This window comes from Geodermatophilus poikilotrophus, from assembly GCF_900111455.1.
GTDB classification, from domain to species: domain Bacteria; phylum Actinomycetota; class Actinomycetes; order Mycobacteriales; family Geodermatophilaceae; genus Geodermatophilus; species Geodermatophilus poikilotrophus.
On record NZ_FOIE01000002.1, the window covers coordinates 52398 to 75533 of the forward strand.

Annotated in this window: 19 protein-coding genes; 11 read left to right on the forward strand and 8 right to left on the reverse strand. The window is 74.4% G+C overall.

Annotated elements, in window-relative coordinates; all coding sequences use genetic code 11:
- Window positions 1-42: 42 nt before the first annotated feature.
- Window positions 43-522: an anthrone oxygenase family protein gene (locus tag BMW27_RS04740; protein ID WP_091440016.1), complete on the reverse strand. Its 480-nt coding sequence runs from the start codon at window positions 520-522 to the stop codon at window positions 43-45.
- A gap of 196 nt (window positions 523-718) precedes the next feature.
- Between BMW27_RS04740 and BMW27_RS04745 the strand changes: the two genes are divergently transcribed.
- Genes BMW27_RS04745 through BMW27_RS04755 form a run of 3 tightly spaced genes read left to right on the forward strand, consistent with a single transcriptional unit; the run spans window position 719 to window position 3064 of the window.
- Window positions 719-1498 (forward strand): sulfite exporter TauE/SafE family protein, encoded by a 780-nt coding sequence (locus BMW27_RS04745; protein WP_091440020.1) that lies wholly within the window; start codon window positions 719-721, stop codon window positions 1496-1498.
- A gap of 55 nt (window positions 1499-1553) precedes the next feature.
- Window positions 1554-2300: a hypothetical protein gene (locus BMW27_RS04750; RefSeq protein WP_091440024.1), complete on the forward strand. Its 747-nt coding sequence runs from the start codon at window positions 1554-1556 to the stop codon at window positions 2298-2300.
- A complete protein-coding gene (locus BMW27_RS04755; protein ID WP_091440027.1) occupies window positions 2297-3064 on the forward strand; it encodes a sulfite exporter TauE/SafE family protein in 768 nt (255 codons plus the stop codon). Before BMW27_RS04750 ends, BMW27_RS04755 begins: the two co-directional genes overlap by 4 nt.
- 137 nt (window positions 3065-3201) lie before the next feature.
- On the opposite strand, the gene BMW27_RS04760 is transcribed toward BMW27_RS04755, so the two are convergent.
- Complete coding sequence (locus BMW27_RS04760) at window positions 3202-3573, reverse strand: hypothetical protein (protein ID WP_245743361.1); 372 nt, start codon at window positions 3571-3573, stop codon at window positions 3202-3204.
- 777 nt (window positions 3574-4350) lie between these two features.
- Here BMW27_RS04760 and sbnA point away from each other — a divergent pair.
- From sbnA to BMW27_RS04800, 8 genes are all read left to right on the forward strand, one after another.
- Window positions 4351-5442, forward strand: a complete 1092-nt coding sequence (sbnA, locus tag BMW27_RS04765; RefSeq protein ID WP_091440032.1) for a 2,3-diaminopropionate biosynthesis protein SbnA — start codon at window positions 4351-4353, stop codon at window positions 5440-5442.
- 1 nt (window position 5443) lies between these two features.
- The gene (locus BMW27_RS04770) at window positions 5444-8614 is read left to right on the forward strand and encodes a Pls/PosA family non-ribosomal peptide synthetase (protein WP_245743310.1); all 3171 of its coding nucleotides are present in this window, start codon (window positions 5444-5446) and stop codon (window positions 8612-8614) included.
- Complete coding sequence (locus BMW27_RS04775) at window positions 8611-11136, forward strand: non-ribosomal peptide synthetase (protein WP_091440035.1); 2526 nt, start codon at window positions 8611-8613, stop codon at window positions 11134-11136. The genes BMW27_RS04770 and BMW27_RS04775 overlap by 4 nt, the downstream gene beginning before the upstream one ends.
- Window positions 11136-12122, forward strand: a complete 987-nt coding sequence (locus BMW27_RS04780; RefSeq protein ID WP_091440039.1) for a TauD/TfdA family dioxygenase — start codon at window positions 11136-11138, stop codon at window positions 12120-12122. The genes BMW27_RS04775 and BMW27_RS04780 overlap by 1 nt, the downstream gene beginning before the upstream one ends.
- A 32-nt stretch (window positions 12123-12154) precedes the next feature.
- Window positions 12155-13189: a 2,3-diaminopropionate biosynthesis protein SbnB gene (sbnB, locus tag BMW27_RS04785; RefSeq protein ID WP_091440042.1), complete on the forward strand. Its 1035-nt coding sequence runs from the start codon at window positions 12155-12157 to the stop codon at window positions 13187-13189.
- A 19-nt stretch (window positions 13190-13208) separates the two neighbouring features.
- Window positions 13209-14366, forward strand: a complete 1158-nt coding sequence (locus tag BMW27_RS04790; protein WP_175486370.1) for a pyridoxal-phosphate dependent enzyme — start codon at window positions 13209-13211, stop codon at window positions 14364-14366.
- Window positions 14363-15577 (forward strand): DUF418 domain-containing protein, encoded by a 1215-nt coding sequence (locus tag BMW27_RS04795; protein WP_091440047.1) that lies wholly within the window; start codon window positions 14363-14365, stop codon window positions 15575-15577. The genes BMW27_RS04790 and BMW27_RS04795 overlap by 4 nt, the downstream gene beginning before the upstream one ends.
- Before the next feature lie 78 nt (window positions 15578-15655).
- Window positions 15656-16390 (forward strand): 4'-phosphopantetheinyl transferase family protein, encoded by a 735-nt coding sequence (locus BMW27_RS04800; protein ID WP_091440049.1) that lies wholly within the window; start codon window positions 15656-15658, stop codon window positions 16388-16390.
- Here the strand turns inward: BMW27_RS04800 and BMW27_RS04805 are convergent.
- The 6 genes from BMW27_RS04805 to BMW27_RS04825 form a co-directional block, all read right to left on the reverse strand.
- Window positions 16336-18006, reverse strand: a complete 1671-nt coding sequence (locus BMW27_RS04805) for an alpha-amylase family protein (RefSeq protein ID WP_091440052.1) — start codon at window positions 18004-18006, stop codon at window positions 16336-16338. The two genes, BMW27_RS04800 and BMW27_RS04805, sit on opposite strands and share 55 nt — an antisense overlap.
- 10 nt (window positions 18007-18016) lie before the next feature.
- Window positions 18017-18550: a GNAT family N-acetyltransferase gene (locus BMW27_RS04810; RefSeq protein WP_091440055.1), complete on the reverse strand. Its 534-nt coding sequence runs from the start codon at window positions 18548-18550 to the stop codon at window positions 18017-18019.
- A complete protein-coding gene (locus BMW27_RS04815; RefSeq protein ID WP_091440058.1) occupies window positions 18547-19596 on the reverse strand; it encodes a TIGR03885 family FMN-dependent LLM class oxidoreductase in 1050 nt (349 codons plus the stop codon). The genes BMW27_RS04810 and BMW27_RS04815 overlap by 4 nt, the downstream gene beginning before the upstream one ends.
- A 226-nt stretch (window positions 19597-19822) precedes the next feature.
- Window positions 19823-21373 (reverse strand): putative bifunctional diguanylate cyclase/phosphodiesterase, encoded by a 1551-nt coding sequence (locus BMW27_RS04820; RefSeq protein ID WP_175486371.1) that lies wholly within the window; start codon window positions 21371-21373, stop codon window positions 19823-19825.
- A gap of 74 nt (window positions 21374-21447) precedes the next feature.
- Window positions 21448-22086, reverse strand: coding sequence for a hypothetical protein (locus BMW27_RS23230; RefSeq protein WP_175486372.1), 639 nt, complete (start codon window positions 22084-22086; stop codon window positions 21448-21450).
- 65 nt (window positions 22087-22151) lie between these two features.
- A complete protein-coding gene (locus BMW27_RS04825) occupies window positions 22152-23132 on the reverse strand; it encodes a tripartite tricarboxylate transporter substrate binding protein (protein WP_091440065.1) in 981 nt (326 codons plus the stop codon).
- Between the last annotated feature and the right edge of the window lie 4 nt (window positions 23133-23136).

Genomic DNA, 23136 nt, shown 5'->3' on the forward strand with positions numbered 1-23136 from the left:
CACCGGCGCGGTCGCGGCGGGTCCCTGCCGGAGGCCGATCGGTCAGCTGAGGTGCAGGTACCAGGCGAGCAGGAAGCAGGCCAGCGCGAGCCAGGTCAGCGCCGCGCGGACCCAGTTGGCGCGCAGCCAGCGGGTCCGGGCGACCCGCCAGTCGTCGGGCACCGCGTCGGGCTCCCAGGACAGCATCACGTCGTAGTTGGGTTCGGCCCACCGCCGCGAGACCACGAGGGGGCCGGTGACCGTCGCCGCCAGCCCCACCGCCGTCAGGACGAACGGCGCGCCGGTGACCTGGTCCCGCAGCCCCACCAGCGCCACGGCGGGGGCGAGCACCAGCAAGGCCACGAGGACGGTGTTGGTGGGCGACGTCCGGGCCACCGGCAGGAACGCGCGCATCCCCTCGGCGAACCCACGCGGCCCCTGGCTCGCGTACACCGGGTGCAGGATGGTCGTGAGCATCAGCAGGAGCCCCGACCACAGGCCGGCGGCGACGACGCTGACCCCGAGTGCGATGTCCGGCAGCACGACCGCGCCCCCTGCCCGTGGACGAAGAGGTCGGCACGAGCCTGGCACCGCCCGCGCGCGACGGCGTCCTCGTGTGCGCCCGCCGGCGGCCTCCCCGCGCGTTGCCACGCGCCGTGGCCGCTGCCGACGCCGGGTCGTCCCCGCCCCGCTGCCCGGCGCGCCGGGGCCGCCTGGCACCCTCGCGGCTGATGTCGGCATGACCGTGTTCGAGATGCTCGCGGTCGCCGCGGCGGGGCTGGCCGCAGGCGCCATCAACGCCGTCGTCGGCTCGGGCACCCTGGTGACCTTCCCGGTGCTGCTGGGCGTGGGCCTGCCGCCGGTGACCGCGACGGTCAGCAACTCGCTCGGCCTGGTGCCCGGCAACCTCGCCGGGTCGCTGGGCTACCGCCGCGAGCTGGCCGGGCAGCGCTGGCTGCTGCTGCGGCTCCTCCCGGCCTCGGTGCTCGGCGCGCTGACCGGCGCCTTCCTGCTGCTGCACCTGCCGGCGAGCAGCTTCGAGGCCGTCGTGCCGGTCCTCGTCGGGCTCGCCGTCGTCCTCGTGGCGGTCCAGCCGCTGGTCCAGCGGGCCCTGGCGCGCCGGCGGTCCGCCGACGCACCGCCGTCCCGGATCGGCCCCGGCCGGCTGGCCGCGCTCTTCGCCGGCGCCTACGCCACCGGCAGCTACGGCGGCTACTTCGCGGCCAGCCAGGGCGTCCTGCAGATCGGCGTCTTCGGGCTGCTGCTCCGCGAGTCCCTGCAGCGGCTCAACGCGATCAAGAACGTGCTCACCCTGGCGGTCAACGGCGTCGCCGCCGGGGCCTACATCGTGGTGGCGACCGACCGCGTCGACTGGCGCGCCGCCGGGCTGGTGGCCGCCGGGTCGCTGCTCGGCGGATACGTCGGCGCCCGCTTCGGCCGCCGGCTGCCGTCGGCCGTGCTGCGCGCCGCGATCGTCGCCCTGGGCTGCGTGGCGATCGCCGTGCTGCTGACCCGGTGACCCCGCCGGACCGGCCGGTGTCGAAGCCGCGCAGGTGGGACGGCAAGCTTGACCCATGACCGGGAGTGCAGCCGAACGCTTCGACGGAGCCCTCGCCTCCGCACCGCCCGACCTCGACGGCCCCGACCTGCTACCCGCCCGGTTGGCGCGGGCCTGCGCGGCGGCCCTGGGCATCGACGGCGCCGGGCTGAGCCTGCACGTCGGCGTGCTGCGGACGCCGATCGGCGCGAGCGATGCCGAGACCGCCCGCGCCGAGCGCCTGCAGTTCACCGTCGGCGACGGCCCCTGCCTGCGCGCCAACGACAACGGCGAGGTCATCGCCTTCTCGCTCGAGGACATCGCCCGCAACTGGCCGCAGCTGTGGGCCTCGCTGGTGGACCAGACCACCTTCCGCGGCGTGCTGTCGGTACCGCTGCCCCCGCCGATGGGACCGCTGGTGGTCCTCGACCTCTACGTGCGCGACCCCGCGACGCTGACCGCGCTCAAGCGCGCCGACATCCACGACGTCTCCCTGGCCACGACCCAGGAGCTGGCGCTCACGGTGACCGGGCCGGAGTTCCCCGACGACGGGAGCAGCTGGCTCGACGGGCCCGACGCGCAGCGCCGGGCCCGCGTCTGGCAGGCCATGGGGCTGGTCGGCATCGCCCTGGGGCTGGACGCCGACGACGCCATCGCCACGATGCGTGCCTCGGCGATCTCCGCGGGCCGGGTGGTGGACGACGTCGCCGATGACATCGTCGCCGGCCGCCTCGTGCCCGAGGAGCTGCGTGCTGCCCCCCATCGCGACGGCAACGCCGGGTGACCCCTGCGCAGTTCGCCCTCCTCGTTCTGGCCGGCGTCGGCGGGGGGCTGACCGGCAGCATCGCCGGCCTGGCGTCACTGGTCAGCTACCCCGCCCTGCTCGCCACCGGCCTGCCGCCGGTGACGGCCAACGTGACCAACACGGTCGCGCTCGTGCTCAACGGCGTGGGCTCGGTGAGCGCCTCCGGGCCGGAGCTGCGCGGCCAGGAACGGCGGCTGCTGCGGCTCGGGACCGGTGCGGTCCTCGGGGGCGCGGCCGGCGCGGCGCTGCTGCTGCTCACGCCCTCGGACGCCTTCGAGCGGATCGTGCCCTGGCTGATCGCCGCGGCCTCGATCGCCCTGCTGGTGCAGCGGCCCCCGCGGGAGCTGGCCGAGCGCGGAGCTGCGGCCCACCCGACCCACCGCGACCCGTGGTGGCTGCCCGCGGTCGTCTTCGCGATCGCGATCTACGGCGGCTACTTCGGCGCGGCCGCCGGCGTGATGCTGCTGGCGTTCTTCCTGCTGTCGACCGGCGAGGGCCTGGCGCGGGGCAACGCGCTGCGCAACGTGGTGCTGCTCGCGGCCAACGTGACCGCCTCGATCGGCTTCGTGGTGTTCGCGCCGATCGCCTGGTCGGCCGCGCTCCCCCTGGCGATCGGGCTGTTCGTGGGCGGGCGCCTCGGCCCGCGGGTGGTGCGGCGGGCGCCGCAGGTCCTGCTGCGGCGGCTGATCGCGCTGGCCGGACTGGGTCTGGCGGTGCACCTGGCCGTGCAGGCCTACGGCTAGGGCGTGTCCGACGGACCCGCGCCGACGGGAGCACCGGTCGGGTGGGTGCTCCGCGGCGTCGGCGGCGCCCCCGGGCCGGCGGTCCGTCGGACGCGGCCCGGACCCGGGCGCCGTCCTCCGGCGCCCGGGCCCGCCGCTCAGCTGACGTAGGCGGCCAGGAAGAGCACGAACGCGCTGGCCAGCAGCAGCAGCCGGGCCGGCGTGAGCCCGTTGATGAGGTTGGCCGTCGCCTCGACCCAGGCGGGCCGGATGCCGGCCTCCCGGGCGCCGCGGCGCACCAGGCGCACCTCGTCGGCCAGCAGTGCGCCGGCCGCGCCGAGCATGCCGAGTCCGACGGTCAGGAACACCAGGGCCAGCCGCTCGCGGAACGCCTCGGCGACGCCGCCGAGGAGCAGCACGACGAGCAGGCCGACGAGCAGCCCGGCCACCGCACCGGCGACGGGCGCCCACGGGCCCATCCGGGTCAGCGGGAACGCACTCCGGGCGCTGATCCTGGGGCGGCGCGCCACGGGCCCGGTCTGCTGCCCGCCCTCCGGACCGGCGGTGCCCCCCGCAGCCGGGACCTCGGCCGGTTGCGGCGGGGCCGGCGGTGCGCCGACCGGGATCGGGCCGGTCGGGGCCGGGCCGGACGGCACGGCCCCGGAGGGTGCCGCGCCCGGAGGTACGGCTCCGGACGGTGTCGCACCGGACGGTGTCGCACCGGACGGTGTCGCACCGGACGGTGTCGCACCGGACGGGGTGGCACCGGACGGGGTGGCTCCGGACGGTGTCGCACCGGCGGGCGGGGCCGCGGGCAGCTCGGTGGTCACGGGGGACGACGGGGTGGGGGGTGCCTCGGACATCGCCGCCCACGCTAGGCGGCGGGGCCGACGGGAGCACGGAGGCGGTCCGGGTGTCGACCGCCCGACAGCCCGACGGCTCGACAGGGTCCCTGGTCCTGGGCCGTCCGGACTACCCCAATCGTCTGATGGAGACGAAACCTCCCGGTAACACAGACTTCACGCACCACACCGGATCGGCGGCACACCGCGGTGCCGTCGGCGCAACCGGTCGAGCGTGCAGGGGAGCCCATGGTCCCGACCCAGTCCGAGCGGGTCCTTCCCGGACACCAGAGCGCGATCAGCCGCGCCGGTCCGGCCCCGTCCGGACTCCCCTGACCGCGCAGTCCGGCTCCGTGTATCAGCGCCGCCGCCGCCTCCTCTGTCCGAGTGCGAGCTCTTGCCCACCTCCCCGCAGTCCCGGTTCCCACGAGCAGCCAGTGCGCTGCGCCCCCTGAGGAGACCGTAGTGACCGTCATCTCCGTCCCGCAGGCCTTCAACGAGGACGACCTGTACGTGGACCTGGCGTCGATCTTCGACGTCCCGCTGTACCTCAAGTGCGAGGGCTTCAACTTCGCCGGCTCGATCAAGCTCAAGGCCGCCACCGAGATGGTCGAGGCCGCGGAGCGGGACGGCGTCCTGACCGAGGACTCGATCATCATCGAGTCCTCGTCGGGGAACCTGGGCGTCGCGCTGAGCATGATCGCGGCCAGCAAGGGCTACCGGTTCCTGTGCGTGACCGATCCGCGCTGCAACCTGCAGACCCGGCGGCTGATGGAGGCCCTGGGCAGCCAGGTCCACATCGTCACCGAGCCCGACCCGGTGGGCGGCCTCCTCGGGGCCCGGAAGGCCTACGTCCGCGGGATGTGCGCCTCCGACAGCCGCTACGTGTGGCTGAACCAGTACCGCAACCCGAACAACTGGGGAGCGCACTACCGCCGGACTGCGCCGGCGATCGCCCGCGCCTTCCCGGACCTGGACGTGCTGTTCCTGGGCGCGGGCACCACCGGGACCCTGATGGGCTGCGCCCGCTGGTTCAAGCAGTGGGACCGCCCGGTGCGGATCGTCGCCGTCGACAGCATCGGTTCGGTGACCTTCGGCGGGCCACCCAGCCAGCGGGTCATCCCCGGGCTGGGCAGCGGCGAGCGACCGGAGATGCTCGACGAGTCCTACGTCGACGACGTGGTCATGGTCGAGGAGGCGGACACGATCCGCACCTGCCACCGGCTGGCCCACCGCGGCTTCCTGTTCGGCGGCTCCACCGGCACGGTGGTCAGCGGAGCGACGAGCTGGCTGGCCCGCCACGGGAGCGCCGGCGTCACGGCCGTGGCCCTCGCCCCCGACCTCGGCGAGCGCTACCTGGACACCGTCTACCAGACCAACTGGCTCGAGGACCTCTTCGGCAAGGACGTGCTGGGCCCGGTCCAGGCCGCCCACCCGTTCCCGGAGAGCCTGTCGCGGCCGGCCGAGGCGGGCGCCGACCAGGGTGGCGCCACCCTGGTCTCCTCCCCGCCGGACGCCGACGTCGTCCCGCTGCCCCTGCCGCGGTCGGGGAGCTGACGTGCTGGGACACCCCGTGGACGTCATCTCCGCCGGCGCGGTCGCCCCCGCGCCGGCCGTGGACCCGGTGCTCGACGGCTACGCCGCGGTGCTCGCCGAGGTGCTGGGCGTGGCCTCCGTCGACCCCGACGCGCACGTCTTCGACGACCTGGGCGCGGACTCCATGGTCATGGCCCGCTTCTGCGCCCGCGTGCGCAAGCAGGCCGGCCTGCCGGCGGTCTCGATCAAGGACGTCTACGCGCACCCGACGGTGCGCGGCCTGGCCACGGCGCTCGCGCCCGCCCCGGCACCGGCCCCGGCGGCCGACCCGGTGACGTCGGGCCTGGCGGCGGTGCTCGCCGAGGTGCTGGGCGTGGCCTCCGTCGACCCCGACGCGCACGTCTTCGACGACCTGGGCGCGGACTCCATGGTCATGGCCCGCTTCTGCGCCCGCGTGCGCAAGCAGGCCGGCCTGCCGGCGGTATCGATCAAGGACGTCTACGCGCACCCGACGGTGCGCGGCCTGGCCACGGCGCTCGCGCCGGCGCCGGCCGCGAACCCGGTCCAGGACGGGCTGGCCGCCGTCCTGGCCGAGGTGCTGGGCGTGGCCTCCGTCGACCCCGACGCGCACGTCTTCGACGACCTGGGCGCGGACTCCATGGTCATGGCCCGCTTCTGCGCCCGCGTGCGCAAGCAGGCCGGCCTGCCGGCGGTCTCGATCAAGGACGTCTACGCGCACCCGACGGTGCGCGGCCTGGCCACGGCGCTCGCGCCGGCGCCGGCTGAGGTCGAGGCCCCGGTCCCGGCCGACGTGGCGCCTGTCGCGGCGAGCTCCCCGGTGGCTCGGGCGAGCCATGCCGAGTACGTGGCCACCGGCACGATGCAGGTGGCCCTGTTCCTCGCCTACGCCATGGTCATGGGCACGGTGCTCCAGCGCGGCTTCGAGTACATCTGGGCCGGTGGCGGCCTCCTCGAGGACTACCGCCGAGCGGCCCTCGTGGGCGGGGCCGCCTTCATCCTGACGTGCACGCTCCCGATCCTGGCGAAGTGGCTGCTCATCGGCCGCTGGCGACCCCAGCAGATCCGCATCTGGAGCGCGGGCTACCTCCGCTTCTGGTTCGTCAAGACGCTGGTCTCCGCCAACCCGCTGGTCCTGTTCGCCGGCTCGCCGATCTACAGCTTCTACCTGCGGGCCCTGGGCGCGAAGGTCGGGCGCGGCGTGGTCGTCTTCAGCCGGCACGTGCCCGTCTGCACCGACCTGCTGACCATCGGCGACGGCACGGTCATCGAGAAGGACGGCTTCCTCTGCACCCACCGGGCCGTCGACGGCGTCATCCAGACCGGCCGGGTGACGCTCGGCAGGGACGTGTTCATCGGCGAGAAGTCCGTGCTCGACATCGAGACGTCGATGGGCGACGGCGCCCAGCTGGGCCACGCCTCCTCCCTGCAGGCCGGACAGGCCGTGCCGGCCGGCGAGCACTGGCACGGATCGCCGGGAGAGCCGACCACGGCCGACTACCGGGGCGTCGCTCCCGCCGACTGCGGCCCGTGGCGCAGGGCCCGGTACGCCGGTCTGCAGCTGCTGTACCTGTTCGGCCTGTACCTGCCGTTCTCCTTCGGCGTCCTGGCCTACCTGGTGTCGGAGATCCCGTGGATGGGCCGGCTGCTCGAGGGCGGCCCCCTGGCCTTCACCAGCGCGTCGTTCTACGGCACCGCGCTGCTGACGTCCCTCGTCCTCTACTTCGGGGGCATCCTGCTCAGCCTGCTCGTCGTGATGGTCGTCCCGCGCCTGCTCGACCTCGTCATCGAGCCGGACCGGGTCTACCGGCTGTACGGGATCCACTACGTGTTCCACCGGGCGATCTCGCGGCTGACCAACCGGAAGTTCTTCCACGAGGTGTTCGGCGACAGCTCTTACATCGTCGGCTACCTGTCAGCCCTCGGTTACCGGCTCCAGCCGGTCGTGCAGACCGGGTCGAACTTCGGCACCGAGGTGAAGCACGACAGCCCCTACCTGACCTCCATCGGTCGGGGGACGGTGGTCGCCAGCGGGATCTCGATCGTGAACGCCAACTACTCCAGCACGTCGTTCAGCGTGTCCCGGACGCGCATCGGCGGGAACAACTTCCTCGGCAACGACATCGTCTACCCGCCGCAGGGCAGGACCGGCGACAACTGCCTGCTGGCCACGAAGGTCCTGGTCCCGATCGACGGGCCGGTCCGGGAGGGCGTCGGTCTGCTGGGCTCCCCGGCCTTCCAGATTCCCCGCAGCGTCGCCCGGGACGACAAGTTCATCCGGATGGCGCACGACGAGCAGTTCCCGCAGCGGCTCGCCGCGAAGAACCGGCACAACCTCGCCAGCATCGGGCTGTTCCTGCTGTCGCGGTGGGTCTTCAGCTTCGCCCTCATCCTCATCGCCTTCGCGATGGTCGACCTGTACCACTCGCTCGGCGCCGGGGCGATCGCGCTGGCCAACGTCGCACTGGTCCTGTTCACCGTCTGCTACTTCGCGTTCGTCGAGCGGGCGTCCACCGGGTTCAAGGGCGTGCGGCCGAAGTACTGCTCCATCTACGACGTCGACTTCTGGCGGACGGAGCGCTTCTTCAAGCTCTGCGCGCGGGCGAACGTGCACCGGCTGATGAACGGCACCCCGTTCAAGTCCGTGCTGTGGCGGATGGTCGGCGTCCGGGTCGGGAAGCGGCTGTACGACGAGGGCGCCGGGATGTCGGAGAAGAACATCGTGACCATCGGTGACGACGTCATCCTCAACGCGGGTGCGTACATCCAGTGCCACTCGCAGGAGGACTACGCCTTCAAGTCCGACGCCACCACGATCGGCTCGGGCTCCACGATCGGCGTGGCCACCATGGTCCATTACGGCGTGACCGTGGGGGACGGCGCCGTCATCGGGCCGGAGTCCTTCCTCATGAAGGGCGAGGAGGTGCCGGCCGGCGCCCGCTGGGGCGGCAACCCCGCTGCCGAGCTCGACGCGACCCCCTTCCCCGCCTTCACCGCACCGGCTCCGCGTGCGGAGCTCGGCACCCACGACGACGCCCGCCCCGGGCAGGACACCCAGACCGTGGAGGAGTTCATGCAGCTGTTCGGCCAGGACAGGGAGGTCTCGGCCATCCCGGTCCCGCGCAGGAGCGGCCGGCACCGCGCCAGCCAGCGTCACCTGGCGGGGTCCCGGTGACCGCCGTCGGGACGGCCACGGACGTCGGCCGCGCGTTCTGGGCCGAGGTGCTCTCCGCCGGCGGGTCGACGACCATCCCCCGGTGGTCGACCGCGCCCGCACCCGGCACGGCCGAGCTCGAGGTCACGATCCCCGACTCCACCCGGGTCGCGCTGCGCCGGCTGGCCGACCGGCTGGCGGTGCCGCTGGGATCCGTGCTGCTCGCGGCGCACGCCAGGGTGCTCTCCGCACTCAGCGGCGAGCACGAGGTGGCGACCGGGTACGTCGCCGGGGACGGCGACCGGCCCCTGCCGTGCCGGCTCTCGACGGACGCCGACTCGTGGCGGGCGCTGGTGCGGCGCGCCGCGGCGGTCGAGGCCGGACTGCTCGCGCACCGGCACGCCCCCGTCGACGAGCTCCGCCGTGAGCTGGGCACCGACGGACCGTCGTTCGAGACGGTGTTCGACCCGACCGGCGCGGGCACCGGACTGCCCCGCGACATCGTCCTGGAGGTCGCTCCGGCGCACCACGGCGACCGGCTGGCCCTGCGACTGCGGTACCGGACCGACGTGCTGGACACCGGGGCTGCGTCGCGGATCGCCGGCTACCACCGCACGGCGCTGGAGCAGCTCGCGGACGACCCGGGTGCCCAGCCGCGTCGGACCGGCCTGCTCTCGGCCGAGGAGCTGCGCTTCCAGCTCGAGGACCTCGGCGGCCCGTGCCGCGAGCTGCCCGACCGCCCCGTGCACGAGCTGTTCGAGGAGCGAGTGGCGCAGCAGCCCGACGCCGTGGCCGTGGTCTGCGGCGACCGGCAGTGGACCTACCGGGAGCTCAACGCTCGCGCCAACCGGCTCGGCCGGGCGCTGCTGACCCGCGGCGTGCGGCGCGAGGACGTCGTCGCGGTGGTCATGGAGCGCGACCTCGAGTGGGTCGCCGCGGTGCTCGCCGTCTACAAGTCCGGCGGGGTGTACCTGGCGCTCGAGCCGCACTTCCCGGCGGGCCGGATCGGGACGGCGCTCACCCGCGCGGAGTGCCGGCTGGTGCTCACCGAGGAGGGCAGCAGCACCACGCTGGACCAGGCGCTCGAGACGCTGCCCGGCGTCGAGCGGCTCCCCGTCGACGCGGCCTGGGCGGAGGAGCACGCCGACGGTGACCTCGGCGTCCCGGTCGAGCTCGACCAGCTGGCCTACCTGCTGTTCACCTCGGGCTCCACCGGTGAGCCCAAGGGCGTGCTGTGCGAACACGCCGGCCTGCTCAACCACCTGTTCGCCAAGATCGAGGACCTCGACCTCGTCGAGGGGGAGGTCGTGCCACAGACCGGGCCGCAGTGCTTCGACATCTCGATCTGGCAGATGGTCGCGGGACTGGTGCTCGGCGGACGGACGCTGGTCGTCCCGCAGGAGGTCGTGCTGGACGTCGAGCGGTTGGTCGACACGCTCGTCGACGGCCGGGCCGCGGTGCTGCAGGTGGTGCCGTCCTACCTGGACGTCGTGCTCACCTACCTGGAGCACCACCCCCGCGCGCTGCCCGACCTGCACACGGTCTGCCCCACGGGCGACTTCCTCAAGAAGGAGCTCGTGCAGCGCTGGTTCGCCGCCCACCCCGGGATCCCGGTCGTCAACACCTACGGCCTGACCGAGACCTCCGACGACGCCGTCCACGAGGTCATGACGGAGGTGCCCGACCGGGACCGCGTGCCCCTCGGCCGCCCGATCCAGAACGTGCACGTCGACGTGGTCGACGAGCAGGGGACGCCCGTCCCCCTGGGCGCTCCGGGACTCATCGTCTTCTCCGGGGTGTGCGTCGGCCGGGGCTACATCAACGACCCGGAGCGCACGGCCCGCGCCTTCTCCACCGACCCCAACCGGCCGGGGCAACGGCTGATGATGAGCGGCGACTACGGCCGCTGGCTGCCCGACGGGAAGCTGGACTACCTCGGCCGCCGCGACAACCAGGTCAAGATCCGCGGGTTCCGGATCGAGATCGGGGAGATCGAGAACGCTCTCCTGCGGGTGCCCGGCGTGCGGGACGGTGCCGCGATCGTCGCCGAGGGCGCCGACCGGACCAAGCACCTGGTGGCCTTCTACTCCGGGCCGGCGCCGATCGACGTCGGCGAGTTGACCGAACGGCTGGCCGGCTCCGTGCCCGACTACATGGTCCCGTCGGCCTTCCACTGGCGCGACCCCCTGCCGCTGACCCCCAACGGCAAGATCGACCGGACCACGCTGACCGCCCTCGCCGGGGAGCTGCTCACCGGCAGCCAGGACCGCGACGCGCCCGTCACGCCGACCGAGCGCCGGCTGGCCGACGTCTGGTCGACGGTGCTCGGCGTCCCGGCCGACCAGATCGGCCGGCGGGACTCCTTCGGCGCCCTCGGCGGGACCTCCCTGTCGGCGGTGAAGCTCCTGGTCGCCCTGGGTCGCGCGGTCTCGCTGAAGGAGCTCCAGGCCGCCCCCGACCTCGCCGCCCTCGCCACGCTGCTCGACGAGCGCGCCGGCACGACCCCCATCCCCTCGCCCCGAACCCCCGAGAGGACCTCCTGATGTCGTCGTCCCCCCCGGCGTCCCTGCTCGACGTGGAGCTGCGCCCGGGCAGCCCCCCGGTGCTGCGCGTCGGCGCCGGCGACCCCGCGGCCTGGGCCGGCGAGCACCGCGACGCGCTGCGCGCCGCCGTCCTGGAGCACGGGTCGCTGCTGGTCCGCGGCCTGGGCCTGGCCGACGCGGACACGGTCGCCGCCGTGGCGGGACGGCTGACCGACCGGCTGGTCGCCGAGCGGGAGGCCTTCGCGCCCCGGCAGCCGCAGCCCGGCGGCCTGTTCTCGGCCACGCCCTGGCCGGCCAACCAGCCGATGTGCATGCACCACGAGCTCAGCTACACCCTCGAGGTGCCCGGCCTGATGCTCTTCGCCTGCCTCACCGCCCCCACCGCGGGCGGGGCGACGGCGGTCGCCGACGCGCCGACCGTCCTCGACGCCCTCCCCGCGGAGCTGGTGGCGAGGTTCGAGCGGGAGGGCTGGATGCTCACCCGCAGCTTCAACGACGAGATCGGGGCCTCGATCGAGGAGGCCTTCGGCGTCGAGGACCGGGGCGCCGTGGAGGACTACTGCCGGGCCAACGGCATCGAGTACGAGTGGCAACCCGACGGTGGCCTGCGCACCCGGCAGCGGCGCAGCGCCGTCGTCCGCCACCCCGTCACCGGGCAGCGGTGCTGGTTCAACCAGGTCGCCTTCCTCAACCAGTGGACGCTGGCCGAGGAGGTCCGCGAGTACCTGGTGGACGTGTACGGCGAGGACGGGTTGCCGTTCAACACGCGGTTCGGCAACGGCGACCCGATCGGCGAGGACGTCGTGCAGGTCGTCAACGAGGTCTACGAGGCCAACACCGCGCGGAACCCCTGGCAGGCCGGCGACCTGCTGCTGGTCGACAACATCCGCACCGCGCACAGCCGGGAGGCGTACGAGGGACCGCGCGAGGTGCTCGTCGGGATCGCCGACCCGACCCGCCTGGCCGAGCACGCGCCGACCGCCTGACGCCCACCGTTCCGCCCCGCACGAGGAGACCCATGTCACAGCAGCTCACCGTGCCACCGTTCGCGGTGGTCCCCGGCGCGCAGGTCCAGTCCGCGCTGCAGGGTCGCGAGAAGGAGATCGTCGAACTCGTCGAGGCCACCTACCGGCTCCACGGTGCCGGGGACTCGGTCAACCCGCCGTCCTACTTCCTGCGCTTCCCCGACCGCCCGTCCTCCCGGATCATCGCGCTGCCGGCCTCCATCGGCGGGCAACTGCGGGTGGACGGCGTGAAGTGGATCTCGAGCTTCCCGGAGAACGTGGCGGCCGGCATCCCCCGCGCCTCGGCCGTGCTGATCCTCAACGACCACGACACCGGCTACCCGTTCGCCTGCATGGAGGCCTCGGTCATCAGCGCCACCCGGACCGCGGCGTCGGCAGCGGCGGGTGCCGACTGGCTCAGCCGCGGACGTCCGCGCCCGACGCGCATCGGGTTCTTCGGCGTCGGCCTCATCGCCCGCTACATCCACACCTACCTGGCCGCGACCGGCTGGTCGTTCGACGAGATCGGCGTGCACGACCTGTCCTCGGACAGCGCCGCCGGCTTCACCGGCTACCTGGAGCAGTCGGGCACCGGGGCCCGGCTGACCGTGCACGACAGCGCGGAGGAGCTGATCCGCTCCAGCGACCTGGTCGTCTTCGCCACGGTCGCCGGCAAGCCGCACGTCACCGACCCGTCCTGGTTCGACCACGCCCCCCTGGTGCTGCACGTGTCGCTGCGCGACCTCGCGCCGGAGATCCTGCTGCGCTCGGTCAACGTGGTCGACGACGTCGAGCACTGCCTGAAGGCCGACACCTCGCCACACCTCGTCGAGCAGCTCACGGGCAACCGCGACTTCCTGCTCGGCACGCTGGACGACGTCATGTCCGGGCGGGTCACCGTGCCGTCCGACCAGCCGGTGGTCTTCTCGCCCTTCGGCCTCGGCGTGCTCGACCTCGCGGTCGGCAAGTCCGTCTACGACGAGCTGGCCCGCACCGGCGAGCTGCACGTCGTCGACGACTTCTTCACCGAGCTGCGCCGGTACGGGTGAGGACGGCGCGGTGGGGAGCATGACCGGGTCGGCCGTCGTGGCCGGCTGCGAGTGGCTGGAGTACGACTACGGGCCGGCGCTGCTGCCGCAGGACCGGCCGGCCAGTTTCACCATGTGGCGGTACCGGGACCTGCTGCCGCTGCCGGACGGCGAGGTGCGGTACCCGCTGCCGATCGGCGGCACGCCGCTCCTGCCGGCCCCCGCGCTGCGCCGGACGGTCGCGGCCCCCCGCCTGTGGCTCAAGGACGAGACGCGCAACCCGACCACGTCCAACAAGGACCGGGCCACCGCGCTGGTGATCGAGGACGGCCTGCGGAGGGGGATCGACACGATCACGACCGCCTCCACCGGCAACGCGGCGATCTCCACGGCCTTCGGCGCTGCCGCGGCCGGGCTGCGGGCGGTCATCTTCGTCTCCCTCGGCTGCCGGCCGGAGAAGGTGGCCATGATGACGCAGGCCGGTGCCTGGGTGTTCCAGGTGCCGGCCGGCTACGCGGCCGCCACCGACCTCTCCCGGGACGCCGCCCGGGCGTTCGGCTGGCTGGACCGCAACACCGGCGCCAACCCGGTCACCCTCGAGGCCAAGAAGACCGTCGCCCTCGAGGTGTGGGAGCAGCTGGGCCGGGTGGTCCCGGACGTCGTGGTCGCCCCGGTGGGCGACGGCCCGACGCTGGTGGCGCTGGACAAGGGCTTCGACGAGCTCGTCCGCTGCGGTCTGGCCTCCCGGCGGCCCCGCCTGATCGGGGTGCAGGCCGAGCACTGCCAGCCGTTGGTGCAGGCCTGGCTCGGCACGCCGGCCGCTCCTGAGGAATTGGACCCCGCAGCGACGGCGGCCGACGGGATCGCGGTGCTGCGGCCGGCGATCGGGGAAGCCGTGCTGGATGCGGTACGCCGGGACGGCGGGGCGATGGTGGCGGTCGCCGAGGACGCACTGGCCGATGCGGTGGGGACGCTGGCCCGCCGTGCCGGCGTGGGCGCCGAAGCCGCGGGCGCATCAGCACTGGCCGGGCTGGAGGCCGCCCTGGCGCAGGGACTGGTGGACCGGACGGAGACCGTCGTCCTGCTCGTCACCGGTCGCGGCAAGGCCGCCACGGGCCCGGCCGACCCGCGCCGCGTCGCGATCGTCGAGAGCCTGGACGACGTGTCGCGGGTACTGGCGGACGAGGGAGCCCGGTGAGCGCGCAGCCCTGCCCGGCCCAGGTGTCGACCCCCTCCCCGACCGTGGAGCCGGCGCGCCCCGGTCGGGTGACCGGCGTCGACGTCGCCCGCGGCGTGGCCCTGTTCGGGATGATGGCGGTGCACGTCTGGGACGCGATCGAGGACGGCGCGCCCACGCCGTCGACGGTCGTCGCCGGGGGGCGTTCGGCCGCGATGTTCGCGGTGGTGGCCGGGGTGAGCATCGCGTTCCTCTCCGGCGGTCGCCGTCGGCTGCAGGGCCGCGCGCGCGGGGCGGCTGCTGCGGGGATCGCGGTCCGGGCGCTGGCCATCGGGCTGATCGGCCTCCTCCTCGGCCTCCTCGGGACCGGCATCGAGGTGATCCTGCCCGCCTACGCCGTGCTCTTCCTGCTCGCGGTCCCGCTGCTGGGCCTGTCGTCCGCGGTCCTGGGCCTCCTCGCGGCCGCGTTCGCGACGCTGGGCCCGGTCCTGCTCGTGGCGACGGCCGACGGGGAGCTCCCCCACCTCCACGCCACCAACCCGACGCCGCTCACCGTGGTGACCGAGCCGCTGGGGCTGCTGGGCGCGCTGTTCCTCACCGGGCCCTATCCCGTGGTGGTGTACCTGGCGTACCTGTGCGCCGGGATGGCCGTCGGCCGGCTCGACCTGACCTCGCGGCGGGTGGCGGCCTGGCTGCTCGGCGGCGGCCTCACCCTGGCCGTCGTGGCGAAGACCGTCTCCGACGTCCTCCTGTACCCACTGGGCGGCCTGGACCGGCTGGCGGCCACCACCGGGGAGGACGCGACGGCCCTGCTGTGGGAGCCGGAGCAGGAGTCGTCGTGGTGGTACCTGGCGCTGTCCGGCCCGCACGCGCACACGACGCTCGACGTCGTCCACGCGACGGGGTCGGCGCTCGCGGTGCTGGGTGCGGCGCTGCTGCTGACCCGGGTGCCCGTCGTCGACCGCCTGCTGCGGCCGCTCCAGGCGGCGGGGTCCATGACGCTGACGCTCTACAGCGCGCACATCCTGGTCATCGCGGTCGGGGTGTTCGACGACTGGGGGCTGGCGCTGTACCTGTTCCTGGTCACCGGGTCGCTGCTCTTCGCCTCCCTCTGGCGTCGTCGGCGGGCCCAGGGACCGTTGGAGGAGCTCGTGGGCCGGGCTGCGGGACGTGCCCGGCGGGCGGTGTCCGGCAGCCCCGCGGCCCGCGTGGGCACCGTGGACCGGGGGTGAGCCGTGCGCCCGCTGTACGGGCGGCCACCCTGGCCGCGATCCGGACCCGACCTCGCGCCGCTACCCGGGGTGTGCCAGGTGTGGTGGGCGCGGCCGGACGACGTCCGCCCGGAGCACGACGCTCTGCTGGGTGAGGCCGACCTGGCCCGGCGGGCGCGGTTGGCCCGCCCGGCCGACCGGCAGCGGATGACGGCGGGCGCGGCGGTCGCCCGGCTGGTGCTGGGGACCGCCCTCGGGACGTCGCCGGCGGACCTGCGGATCGACCGGACCTGCCCCACCTGCGGCTCGCCGCACGGCCGGCCCCGGCTGGCCGACACCGACCGGCTGGACTTCTCGATCTCCCACTCGGCCCACTGCGTCGTCGTCGCCGTCCTGCCGGGGGGTCGGGTGGGCGTGGACGTCGAGGAGGTCGGCCGGTTCGCGCCCGGCGAGCTCGAGGAGCTGGCCGCGTGCGCGCTGTCCGACGCGGAGCACGAGCACGTGGCCCGGCTGCCTGCCGCCGCGCAGCCGTGCGCCTTCACCGTCTGCTGGGTGCGCCGGGAGGCGGTGCTCAAGGCCACCGGGCAGGGGCTCGACGTCCCCCCGGAGGGGCTGGTCCTCACCTCGCCGTCCGCCCCGCCGCGCGTGCTGCACCGGGACGGGCGGGAGCCGGTGTGGCTGCGGGACCTCCCCGCACCGGCCGGTTTCATCGCCGCGCTGGCGGGGCTGGGGACCCCACCGGACGACGTGGTCCACCGGGACGCCGGGCCGCTGCTGCGTCAGACCAGTCGGCGGTCGTCCGGCCCGACGACGCGCAGCCACCGGTACCCGTAGCCGTCGAGGGTCAGCTCGACCCCGCCGTCCTCGCCGACCGGCGTGGTCCCGGTGACCAGCAGGTCCTCCAGGCGGTGTCCGGCGTCGCAGCCCGGGAGCGTCAGTGGCACGGTGCGCGGCTCGGGGCCCAGGTTGTGGACCGCGACCAGCGCGCCGTCGTCCCAGCTGCACAGGTGGGCCAGCACCTCGCGGTGGGGCTGCTCGAGCAGTGCGAACCCGCCCCAGCCCAGCTCCGGCGACTCCCGGTAGCGGCGGATGAGCAGCTTGGTGAACGACAGCAGCGAGTCCTCGTCGCGGCGCTGGTCGGCCACGTTGACGAACTCCGGGGCGAACCCGCCGTCGACCACCGGACCGGGCAGCCGGTCGGGGTCGGCGGTGGAGAAGCCGCCGTTGCGGCCCGACGTCCACTGCATCGGCGTCCGGACGGCGAGCCGCCCCTCGGCGTCCAGGTCCTCGCCCATGCCGATCTCCTCGCCGTAGAACAGCACCGGGGTGCCGGGCAGGGAGAACAGCAGGCTGTAGACCATCCGGACCCGCCGCGGGTCGCCGTCCAGCATCGGCGGCAGCCGCCGGCGCAGGCCGCGGCCGTAGACCTGCATGCGCTCCTCGGGGCCGAAGGCGGCGAAGACCTCCTGCCGCTCGTCGTCGGTGAGCTTGTCGAGGGTGAGCTCGTCGTGGTTGCGCACGAAGGTGGCCCACTGGCTGTCCGGGCTCACCGCGGGCCGGTCGCGGAGCGCCCGCTCGAGCGGGCCGGCGTCCCCGCGGGCCATCGACAGGTAGAGGGCCTGCATGCCGACGAAGTCGAAGAGCATCGTCAGCTCGTCGCCGTCGGCGCCGCCGAAGAACTCGACCTGCTGCTCATGCGGCAGGTTGACCTCACCGAGCAGGATCCCGTCGCCGGTGCGGCGGCCGACGACCTGGCGCAGCGCGCGCAGGTACTGGTGCGGGTCGGGCAGGTCCCCGGCGTCGTCCGGCTCCACCTCGAGGAGGAAGGGGACGGCGTCGACGCGGAAGCCGGACAGGCCCAGCTGCAGCCAGAAGCCCATGACCTTGGCGACCTCGTCGCGCACGCGTGGATCGGCCACGTTGAGGTCGGGCTGCTCCTTGTAGAAGCGGTGCTGGTACCACTCGCCGGTGGGCTCGTTGAAGCTCCAGAGGCCCTGCTCCTGGTCGGGGAAGACGACCTGGTCGGAGGTGTCCGGCGGCTCGTCGTCCCGCCAGACGTAGAAGTCGTGGAACGGGTCGTCGCGGCTCTGCCGGGCCCGCTGGAACCACGGGTGCTCGATCGAGGTGTGGTTGACCACCAGGTCGGCGATGACCCGCATGCCGCGGTCCCGGGCGGTGCGGATGACCTCGACCAGGTCGCCGTGGGTGCCCAGCCGCGGGTCGACGCCGTAGAAGTCGGTGATGTCGTAGCCGTCGTCGCGCTCGGCGGTCGGGTAGAAGGGCATCAGCCACAGGCAGGTCACGCCGAGGTCGGCCAGGTGGTCGATGCGCTGCGCGAGGCCGGCCAGGTCGCCGCAGCCGTCGCCGTTCCAGTCCATGTAGGTCTCGACGTCCAGGCAGTAGACGACGGCGTTCTTCCACCACAGGTCGGCGGTGTCGGTGATCCGCATGAGGGCGTCCCTACCGCATCCCGGGCTCGTGCAGCAGCTGGAACAGCACGTGGTCCTGCCACCGGCCGGCGATGCACAGGTACCGCGGGGCGACGCCGATCGGCGTGAAGCCGCTCTTGCGGAGCACCCGCTGCGACGCGGCGTTGTGCAGCAGGGTGCCGGCCTGCAGCCGGTGCAGGCCGGCCTCGCCGAACGCCCACCGGGCCATCGCGGCGACGGCGGCGGTGGCGACCCCGCGGCCGGTGGCGTGCCGGGAGACCCAGTAGCCGAGGTCGCCGGAGAGGAAGGGCCCGTGGACGACGTTGTTCACGGTGATCCGCCCCACCGGCTCGCCCTTCAGGAGGACCACCCCGGGCAGGATGCCGCCGAGCCGGTGCAGGTCCAGCAGCCGGGCGGTGTCGTGCCGCTGGAACCCCTCGGTCCAGTAGTCGTCCGGGCGCAGCGGGTCCCACGGCGCGAGGTGGTCGCGGTTGGCCGCGAGCAGGGCGGTCAGGGCCGGGACGTCGTCCGGGGTGACGAGGCGGACGGCGACCTGCCCGCTCACGGGAGCACGGCCGGCTGCGGTGCCTGGTCGGGACGGCGCGGCTGCAGCGGGCCGGCCGGGTCGAGGGCCACCGCCGGGGCCGGCCGGGTGACGTCGAGCTGCGGGAGGACGTGCTCGCCGAAGGCGTCGAGGAAGGGCAGCTGCTCCTTGCCGACGTGGTGCAGGTAGATCTCGTCGAAGCCAAGGTCGACGTACCCGGCGATCCACTCGGCGTGCTGCCCGAGGTCGGAGCTGACCAGGACGGCGCCCTCGACCGCCTCCTGCGGCACGTGCTGGCTGGCCTGCTCGAAGGCCTCGGGTCCGTCGATGTCCCAGCACAGCGGCGGCGGGAACGTGTTGGTGTGCCACTGCTCGTAGGCGATGGCCTTCGCCCGGTCCAGGTCGGGGTCCCAGCACAGGTGCACCTGGAGAGCGAGCCGGCCGCGGCCGCCGGCGTCCCGGTAGGCGCCGGTCAGCTCGCGCAGCGTCTCGTGCGGCTGGTTGATGGTGATGAAGCCGTCGGCCCAGTCGGCGTGCCGCCGCGCCGTCGGCACGCTCATCACGGGCCCGATGAGGGCGGGCTGCTGCTCCGGCAGCGACCAGATCCTCGCCCGCTCGACGTCGACCAGTCCGCGGTGGGTCACCTCCTCGCCGGCCAGCAGGGCGCGGATGACGTCGACGCACTCGCGCAGGCGCGCGTCCCGGATCCGCTTGGGCGGCCACGGCGTGCCGGTGATGCGCTCGTTCATCACCTGGCCGCTGCCCAGGGCCATCCAAAAGCGGCCGGGGAACATCGCCGCGAGCGTCGCGGCGCCCTGGGCGATGATCGCCGGGTGGTACCGCTGCCCCGGCGCGTTCACCACACCGAACGGGAGGTCGGTGCTGGCGAGCGCGGCGCCCAGCCAGGACCAGGCGAAGCCCGAGTGCCCCTGCGCCTGGTTCCAGGGGGCGAAGTGGTCCGAGCACATCGCCGCGGTGAAGCCGACCTCCTCGGCGTGCTGCACCGCCCGCAGCAGCTCGGCGGGGTGCACCTGCTCGTGCGAGTTGTGGAACCCGATCACCGTCATGCGGGGCCACCTACCCCACTGCCGACGCCTCTACCTGCGCAATCAGCGGAGCCGCTCCCCGGGGCCGGCCGGAGCGGGTACGAGCGCGATGCACCCACCCCGGTGGGTCGATCACGGGGTCGGTGCCGGTGACACGCGCGGACACGCCGCGCCGAGCGGCGACAACCCCGTGATCACCGCAGCGGCGGGCCGAGACCGAGGACGCCGGTACGCCCCGGGGACGGCGTCAGGCCGGGGCGGCGGTGCCGGTCCCCTCGGTGGGCGTGCTGGCGCCGCCGAGCAGCAGCAGCTCGGCATCCGTGTGCTCCAGCGGCGCGGCGAACAGGTAGCCCTGGGCGAGCCCGACCTGCCCGTCGCGCAACTGCGTGCGCTGGCGCTCCTGCTCGATGCCCTCGGCGACGATCTCCAGGTCGAGGGTGCGCCCGAGGTCGATCAGCCCGCGCAGGATGGCCGGCATCGCCTCGGCGTCGTCGATGGTGCTCACGAACGACCGGTCGATCTTGAGGATGTCGACGGCGAACTGCCGCAGGTGCGACAGCGAGGAGTAGCCGGTGCCGAAGTCGTCCAGGGCGACCCGCACCCCCAGGCTGCGCAGTTCGTGCAGCCGCTCGGCGGCCAGCACCGGGTCGTGCACCAGCACCGACTCGGTCAGCTCCAGGACCAGCGCCGACGGCGGCAGCCCGCTGGCGGCCAGCGCCGTCCGGACGTCGGCGAGCAGGCCCGGCGACCCGAGCTGGGACGGCGAGACGTTGACCGCCATCGACAGGCCGGCCGCGGCCGGGTGGTCGCGGCGCCACGCGGCCGCGGCCGTGCACGCCTGGGTGATGACCCACCGGCCGATGTCGGGCACCAGCCCGATCTCCTCGGCCACCGGCAGGAACCGCTCGGGCAGCACCACGCCGAGCTCCGGGTGGTCCCAGCGGAGGAGCGCCTCGAAGCCGGTGACCCGCTCGCTGCCGAGGTCGACGACGGGCTGGTAGACCAGCCGGAACTGGTCCCCGCCCAGGGCGGCCCACAGGTCGGCCTCCAGCTGGCGGCGTTCCGCGGCGGCCGAGCGCATCTGCGGGTTGAACACGACGTAGCGGCCACGGCCGGCCCCCTTGGCCCAGTACATGGCGCTGTCGGCGTCCCGCAGCAGGGACGACGCCGTCGCCGCGACGTCCCCGGTGGCGATGCCGATGCTCGCCGAGACGGTGACCCGCTGCCCACCGAGGTCGACCGGGCCGGCGAGCGCGGCGAGCACCCGCTCGGCGATCCGGGTGGCCTCCTCCACGCCCGGCGACCGCTCGACGAGGATCGCGAACTCGTCGCCGCCGAGGCGGGCGAGGGTGTCCTCGGAGCGGACGGCGGACTGCAGCAGCGCACCCACCTCGCGGATGAGCTGGTCGCCGGCGGCGTGACCGAGGCTGTCGTTGACGGCCTTGAAGCCGTCGAGGTCGAGGAAGACGACGGCCACCTCGCCGCCGCTGCGCGCGGTGCGGCGCAGCGCGAGGTCGAGCCGGTCGGTGAACAGCGCCCGGTTGGCCAGCCCGGTCAGCACGTCGGAGAAGGCCAGCGCGGCCAGGTCGGCCTCGGTGCGCCGCACCCGCCGGGCGGCGAGGACGGCGGCGCCGGCAGCCGCGGTGCCGCTGAGCAGCACGTGCAGCAGCACCTGCTCGGAGCCGCCCGACGGGACCCGCGCGACGAGGAGGTGCGCGGCGGCCAGCGCGGCCGCCAGGACCCCGGAGAGGACCGCGACCCGGAGGCGGGCAGGGGGCCGTGCCGGTGCGTCGTCCACACCGACGGCTTCGGCGGATCGGGGTGCCGGCTCCAGCGGTCCGCACCGGCCGTCACCCCCTCGGGTGAGCCGACTCAGCCGATCAGGTCGGCGACCCGCGCCGGCTCGTTGGCCACGTCCAGGTGCTCGCCGGCGCCGTCCCCGACGACCGGCCAGCCGCGGGCCCGCGCGGCGGCGGCCTCCTCCCCGTAGGCCGGGGACAGGTGCACGTACCGGACGTCGTCGTCCGGCCACCGGTCCGGCACCGGGACGGCGACGTCGTAGAAGTCGGCCGGCAGCTCGTGCCCCTCGGCCAGCACCGCCGCCCGCAGCCGCTCGTCGGGCAGCAGCCCGGTCATCGCGTCCGGCCCCCACCAGGCGGTCCAGTCGGCGATCCGGCCGTCGCGCACCAGCGGCGCGGTCAGCTCGCGGACGTCGTCCGGCCAGGTGCCGGTCGGCAGGACGGCGTCGAGCCAGACGACCCGCCGCGCGCCGACCGCGGCTGCCACGGCGGGCAGCACGATCCCCGCCCCGGAGAAGCCGACGACGACCTCCGCCGGCCCGGCCGCCGCGGCGGCGGCGGCCCACCGCTGCGGCCAGCCGGGCGCCGTCTCCACCGCCGCCCGCAGGTCCGGGACGGCGACGCTGCTCCCCCGCTGCCGCAGCTCCGCGGCGAGCGGCTGCAGCACCGCCGGGCCGAGCAGCGGCGGGTGGACCAGCAGCCAGGAGGACACGACCTCAGTCTGGCGGCCCTCGGCGCCGGGCCGTCGGCCGACCGGGGCTGGACGGTCGGGACCGGTCAGCCGAGGAGGGGCTCGTACACCTCCTGGGTCCGGTCGAGGACCTGACGCAGCTCGTCGGCGCCGCGGAACTCCTCGTCGATGTACTCCTCGCCGACCTGCTCGACGACCGCCGGGTCCTCGTGCGCGGTGCGCAGCGCGTCCTCGAGGACGGTGACGACCTCGTCGGGCAGCCCGGCCGGGCCGGCGAGGCCGAACGTCGACCCGGACAGGGTCAGCTCCGGGAAGCCGGACTCGACCAGGGTGGGCGTGTCCGGCAGCCAGGACAGCCGCTCCGCCGAGGAGACCGCCAGCGGCCGGAACTGCCCGCCGTCGATGTTCGCGGTGACGTCGGAGGAGGCGTTGATGAGGACGGCGTCGACGTTCCCGCCGAGCAGCGCCGTCGTCATCTCCGCGTTGCCGTTGAACGGCACCGCCGTCACCTCGACGCCGTACTCCTCGCTCAGCCGCCGCAGTTCGACGCCCTGCGGGGTCGAGGCGCCCGGCACGCCGACGGTGAGGACGGCCGGCTGCTGCTCGGCGGCCGTGAAGAAGTCCTCGGCGGACCGGTGGGGGGAGTCGGCGCCGACCGCCAGGACGGAGGGCACCTCGGACATGACCCCGATCGGCGTGACGTCGTCCTTGGTGTACACCACCTCGTTGGCCAGGGGCGTGAGGACCAGCGTCCCCGCGGTCACCAGCGACAGGGTGTACCCGTCGGGCTCGGCGGAGATCAGCTCCTGGGTGGCGAGCGCCCCGGAACCACCGGGCAGGTTCTCGACCACCACGGTCTGCCCCAGCTGCTCCTCCAGCGAGGTGCCGTACGCGCGGGCGGTCAGGTCGGTGGGGCCGCCGGCCGCGTACGGGACGAGCAGCCGGATCTCCTCGCTCGGGTAGGCGGCCGCGTCATCGGTCGCGCCCCCGCCCTGCTCCGCGCAGGCGGCGAGCAGGCCGAGGGCGGTCAGCGCGGTGAGGGTCCGGACCGGACGGGTCAGGGGCATCGTC